We start from the raw sequence: 5,483 nt of genomic DNA on the forward strand, positions 1-5,483 counted from the left end.
CCACCCCCCGCCGCAAAAAGCCCCGCGGCGCCCGGTTCGCCGGTCTGGACGTCGATGACGAGGTGGCCGCTTGCGCCCCCTCGCCGCTGCCCGGCCCACCCGAACCCGAACACTCCGGCGCACCGGCCCCACGCGGCGCCCGCTTCGGCGGCGCGGCGGCGGAGGTCCACGAAAGCCCCGGGGGCCATACAGGCTGGGGCCGGGGGCGCGTCGGGCGGGACCGGGGCACGGACGGGTCCGCGGATCCGGTCGTTCCGGATCCGGGCGCCGGGCAGGCCGTCGCCGCGGCCGTGGCCCAGCTGGTGCGGCTGCGCGCCGAGGGCCGCAGCGGCGAGGCGCACGTCGTGCTCTGCGAGGTCGTGGCCTGGCCCGCGCCCCGGCTGCCGCTGCTCGCCCTCGCCCTGCACCGCGCCGGCCTGGCCGCCGACTGGACGACCCTGCTCTGGGAGGCGTCCTCGCTCCCGCCCGCCGGGTTCGCCGCCGCGGCGGGTGCGCTGGCCGCAGCCGGGCGGGAGGCGGACTGTGGGCTGCTCCTGCGCCAGGGGGTGGCCCGGCCCGCCGCCGAGGTGGCCCACGCGGCGCTCGCCCTGGACGGTGCGAGCCGTGCGGACCGGGCGCGGGACCTGCTCGGCGCCTTCGTCCGCGTACACACTCCGCAGGAAGCCGCCGAGCTGGCCCTGTCCGGCGGGACCCGGTTGCTGCCGCTCCTCCTGGCGGCGGCCCGCGAGGTGTCGGGGGAGGCGGAGTGGGACCTGGTCCACGCGCTGCGGGTGGCGGGCGTGCCGGGGGTCTGAGCAACGGAACACCACCGAGGATCCCCCGCGTGTCCGATGTGGACCGGTCGGGTGCGAAACATGATCGACTCCGCCGGTTCACGGCGATGGTCTTGCCCCGCCGGACGGAGGGGCTTACGTTCTCCATCCATGCACCGATCTACGTGCGTAGAGAACGCGTGCAGGCTCTCTGACGCCGCGTCGAAGGAGCAGCTCATGTCCCACGTCGTACGCGCCGCACTCGTCCAGGCGACCTGGACCGGCGACACCGAATCGATGATTGCCAAGCACGAGGAGCACGCGCGCGAGGCCGCCCGGCAGGGGGCGAAGATCATCGGTTTCCAGGAGGTGTTCAACGCCCCTTACTTCTGCCAGGTCCAGGAGCCCGAGCACTACCGCTGGGCCGAGCCGGTCCCCGACGGGCCGACCGTGCAGCGCATGCAGGACCTGGCCCGCGAGACCGGCATGGTCATCGTCGTCCCGGTCTTCGAGATCGAGCAGTCCGGCTTCTACTACAACACCGCGGCCGTGATCGACGCCGACGGCTCCTACCTCGGCAAGTACCGCAAGCACCACATCCCGCAGGTCAGGGGATTCTGGGAGAAGTACTACTTCAAGCCCGGAAACGCCGGCTGGCCGGTCTTCGACACCGCCGTCGGCAAGGTCGGCGTCTACATCTGCTACGACCGGCACTTCCCCGAGGGCTGGCGGCAACTCGGACTCGGCGGAGCCCAGTTGGTGTACAACCCGTCGGCCACGTCGCGCGGACTCTCCAGCCACCTCTGGCAGTTGGAACAGCCGGCCTCCGCCGTCGCCAACGAGTACTTCGTCGCCGCGATCAACCGCGTCGGCCGCGAGGAGTACGGCGACAACGACTTCTACGGCACGAGCTACTTCGTCGACCCGCGCGGCCGGTTCGTCGGGGAGGTCGCCAGCGACAAGGAGGAGGAACTCGTCGTCCGCGACCTGGACTTCGACCTGATCGAGGAGGTCCGCACCCAGTGGGCCTTCTACCGGGACCGACGGCCCGACGCCTACGACGGGCTGGTGGAGCCGTGAGCGGACTGTACGAGCGCCATCTCGCCGTCAGCCCCGAGTGGCTGGCCCTCTACTACCGCCACCCCATCGAGCTCACCCACGGCGAGGGCCGCCACGTCTGGGACGCCGACGGCAGCCGCTACCTCGACTTCTTCGGCGGCATCCTCACCACCATGACCGCCCACGCCCTGCCCGAGGTGACCAAGGCGGTCGCCGAGCAGGCCGGGCGGATCATCCACTCCTCCACGCTCTACCTCAACCGCCCCATGGTGGAGATGGCTGAGCGGGTCGCCACCCTCTCCGGCATCCCCGACGCCCGGGTCTTCTTCACCACCTCCGGCACCGAGGCCAACGACACGGCCCTCCTGCTCGCCACCGCGTACCGCAGGTCCAACCAGATCCTCGCGATGCGCAACAGCTACCACGGACGGTCGTTCTCCACCGTCTCGATCACCGGCAACCAGGCCTGGTCGCCCACGAGTCTGTCCCCGCTCCAGACGCTGTACGTCCACGGTGGCGTCCGTACCCGGGGGCCGTACGCCGAGTTGAGCGACGAGGCGTTCATCCGGGCCTGCGTCGCCGATCTGGAGGACCTCCTCGGGCACACTCGCAACCCGGCGGCCCTGATCGCCGAACCCATCCAGGGCGTCGGCGGGTTCACCTCCCCGCCCGACGGGCTGTTCGCCGCGTTCCGCGAAGTCCTGGACCAGCACGGGGTGCTGTGGATCTCCGACGAGGTGCAGACCGGCTGGGGCCGCACCGGCGAGCACTTCTGGGGCTGGCAGGCGCACGCCGAGAACGGGCCGCCGGACATCCTCACCTTCGCCAAGGGCATCGGCAACGGCATGTCGGTGGGGGGAGTGGTGGCCCGCGCCGAGGTGATGAACTGCCTGGACGCCAACTCCATCTCCACGTTCGGCGGTTCACCGATCACCATGGCCGCCTCGCTGGCCAACCTCTCGTATCTCCTGGAACACGACCTCCAGGGCAACGCCCGGCGCGTCGGCGGACTCCTCATCGAACGGCTGCGGTCCATCGCCGCCGCTTCCCCCGCCGTACGCGAAGTGCGCGGCCGGGGCCTGATGATCGGCATCGAGCTGGTGAGGCCCGGCACCGACGAGGCGGACCCGGAGGCCGCCGCGGCCGTCCTCGAAGCGGCCCGCGCCGGCGGGCTCCTCATCGGCAAGGGCGGCGGCCACAACACCAGCGTGCTCCGCATCGCCCCGCCGCTGACCCTGACCGTCGCCGAGGCCGAGGAAGGCGCGGCGATCCTCGCGGACGCCCTGCACGCGGCGGGCTGACCCCCGCCCCGGCCCGTACGTACTCGAACCGCGCGGGGCCGCCCCGGCGCCGGTGCCCACCGGGCCGGTGCGGGGCTCCCCGAGTTGAGGAGATCCCATGAGTCGCACCGTCATCCACGGTGGCCTGGTCATCACCGCGTCCGACGAGATCCACGCCGATGTGCTCGTCGAGGGCGGCCGTATCGTCGCGCTCGCCGCCCACGGGACCGACGCCGCCGAGAGCTGGAGCGCCGACCGGCGGATCGACGCGACGGGCAAGTACGTCATCCCGGGCGGCGTCGACGGGCACACCCACATGGAGATGCCGTTCGGCGGAACGTACGCCGCCGACACCTTCGAGACCGGCACCCGCGCCGCCGCCTGGGGCGGCACGACCACCATCGTCGACTTCGCCATCCAGAGCGTGGGCAAGTCCCTGCGCGAAGGGCTCGACGCCTGGTACGCCAAGGCCGACGGCAACTGCGCCATCGACTACGCCTTCCACATGATCCTCGCGGACGTGAACCCGTCCTCGCTCAAGGAGATGGACCGCCTCGTCTCCGAAGGCGTCACCTCCTTCAAGCTGTTCATGGCCTACCCCGGTGTCTTCTACAGCGACGACGGCCAGATCCTGCGCGCCATGCAACAGGCCTCCGGCAACGGCGGGTTGATCATGATGCACGCCGAGAACGGCATCGCCATCGACGTCCTGGTCGAGCAGGCCCTCGCCGCCGGGCACACCGACCCCCGCTACCACGGCGACGTCCGCAAGGTCGCCCTGGAGGCCGAGGCCACCCACCGCGCGGTCCAGCTCGCCCGGGTCGCCGGATCCCCGCTGTACGTCGTCCACGTCTCCGCCGACGAGGCCGTGGAGGAGATCGCCGCCGCTCGCCACAAGGGCCTCCCCGTCTTCGGCGAGACCTGCCCGCAGTACCTGTTCCTCTCCACCGACAACCTCGCCGAGCCCGACTTCGAGGGCGCCAAATACGTCTGCTCCACCCCGCTGCGCCCCAAGGAGCACCAGGAGACCCTGTGGCGGGGCCTGCGGAACAACGAACTCCAGGTCGTCTCCACCGACCACTGCCCGTTCTGCTTCTCCGGGCAGAAGGAGATGGGCCGAGGCGACTTCTCCAAGATCCCCAACGGCATGCCGGGCGTCGAGCACCGTATGGACCTGCTGCACCAGGCCGTCGTGGACGGGCACATCACCCGCCGCCGCTGGATCGAGATCGCCTGTGCCTCCCCGGCCCGGATGTTCGGCCTCTACCCCAAGAAGGGCACCATCGCCCCGGGCGCCGACGCCGACATCGTCATCTACGACCCGGAAGCCGAACAGACCCTCTCCGCCGAGACCCACCACATGAACGTCGACTACTCGGCGTACGAGGGCAAACGCATCACCGGCCAGGTCGAGACCGTGCTCTCGCGCGGCGAAGTCGTGATCGACGGGCGGAAGTTCACCGGCCGCGCCGGCCACGGCATCTACACCCCCCGCGCCACCTGTCAGTACCTCGACTAGGAGATCCCGCCATGGACTTCGGCCTCGTCCTCCAGACGGACCCGCCCGCCTCCGCCGTCGTCGGCCTGATGCGGCGCGCCGAGCGCAACGGGTTCCGCTACGGCTGGACCTTCGACTCGGCGGTGCTCTGGCAGGAGCCGTTCGTCATCTACAGCCGCATCCTGGAGCACACGGAGAAGCTGACCGTGGGCCCGATGGTGACCAACCCGGGCACCCGCACCTGGGAGGTCACCGCCTCCACCTTCGCCACCCTGAACGACATGTACGGCAACCGCACCGTCTGCGGCATCGGGCGCGGCGACTCCGCGATGCGCGTCGCGGGCCGCCGGCCCAACACCCTGGCCCGCCTCGGCGAGTCCATCGACGTCATCCGGGACCTCGCCGAGGGCCGGGAGGCGACGGTCGACGGGCAGCCGGTGCAGATCCCCTGGGTGAAGGACGGGCGGCTGCCCGTGTGGATGGGCCCGTGTGGATGGCCGCGCCGCTGGTTCGGCGGGATGGTCGGCAACCACGTCGCGGACCTGGTCGCCCGCTACGGCGAACACTCCGGGATGGTGCCGGACGAGCTGACCGCGTACATCGCAGGACGCTCCGGCTACGACTACAGCCACCACGGCCGCACCGGAAACCCGGACACCGCCTTCGTCCCCGACGAGATCGTCGACCGGTTCTGCCTCCTCGGCCCCGCCGAGGCGCACATCGAGAAGCTGCGCCACCTGAAGGACCTCGGCGTCGACCAGTTCGCCGTCTACAACATGCACGACGCCCGCGAGGCGACCATCGACGCCTACGGGGCCGAGATCATCCCCGCCCTGACCGACTGAACCTCGTCTCCGCCCCCCCGCTGCCCGTCCGCACGCGCCCCGCCCGCAT

General features: G+C 71.3%; 4 protein-coding genes and 1 pseudogene. All 5 read left to right on the plus strand.

Annotation, left to right across the window (positions count from 1 at the left end; translation table 11 throughout):
• A pseudogene (locus D3105_RS35605) lies at positions 1-794 on the plus strand (hypothetical protein); the annotation flags it as partial.
• A 195-nt stretch (positions 795-989) separates the two neighbouring features.
• Positions 990-1,832 (plus strand): nitrilase-related carbon-nitrogen hydrolase, encoded by an 843-nt coding sequence (locus D3105_RS32150; protein WP_118906379.1) that lies wholly within the window; start codon positions 990-992, stop codon positions 1,830-1,832.
• Positions 1,829-3,112, plus strand: coding sequence for an aspartate aminotransferase family protein (locus D3105_RS32155; RefSeq protein ID WP_118906380.1), 1,284 nt, complete (start codon positions 1,829-1,831; stop codon positions 3,110-3,112). Before D3105_RS32150 ends, D3105_RS32155 begins: the two co-directional genes overlap by 4 nt.
• 97 nt (positions 3,113-3,209) lie before the next feature.
• A complete protein-coding gene (gene hydA, locus D3105_RS32160) occupies positions 3,210-4,610 on the plus strand; it encodes a dihydropyrimidinase (protein ID WP_118906381.1) in 1,401 nt (466 codons plus the stop codon).
• A gap of 11 nt (positions 4,611-4,621) precedes the next feature.
• A complete protein-coding gene (locus D3105_RS32165) occupies positions 4,622-5,434 on the plus strand; it encodes an LLM class flavin-dependent oxidoreductase (protein ID WP_118906382.1) in 813 nt (270 codons plus the stop codon).
• Positions 5,435-5,483 lie beyond the last annotated feature (49 nt).

Origin of the sequence: Streptomyces globisporus, from assembly GCF_003501885.1 — a bacterium.
Taxonomy (GTDB): domain Bacteria; phylum Actinomycetota; class Actinomycetes; order Streptomycetales; family Streptomycetaceae; genus Streptomyces; species Streptomyces globisporus_D.

Excerpts from the sequence above, each read along its gene's own strand:
- D3105_RS32150 (WP_118906379.1), top strand. The coding sequence starts at position 990 with ATGTCCCACGTCGTACGCGCCGCACTCGTCCAGGCGACCTGGACCGGC.
- hydA (WP_118906381.1), top strand. The coding sequence starts at position 3,210 with ATGAGTCGCACCGTCATCCACGGTGGCCTGGTCATCACCGCGTCCGAC.
- D3105_RS32165 (WP_118906382.1), top strand. The coding sequence starts at position 4,622 with ATGGACTTCGGCCTCGTCCTCCAGACGGACCCGCCCGCCTCCGCCGTC.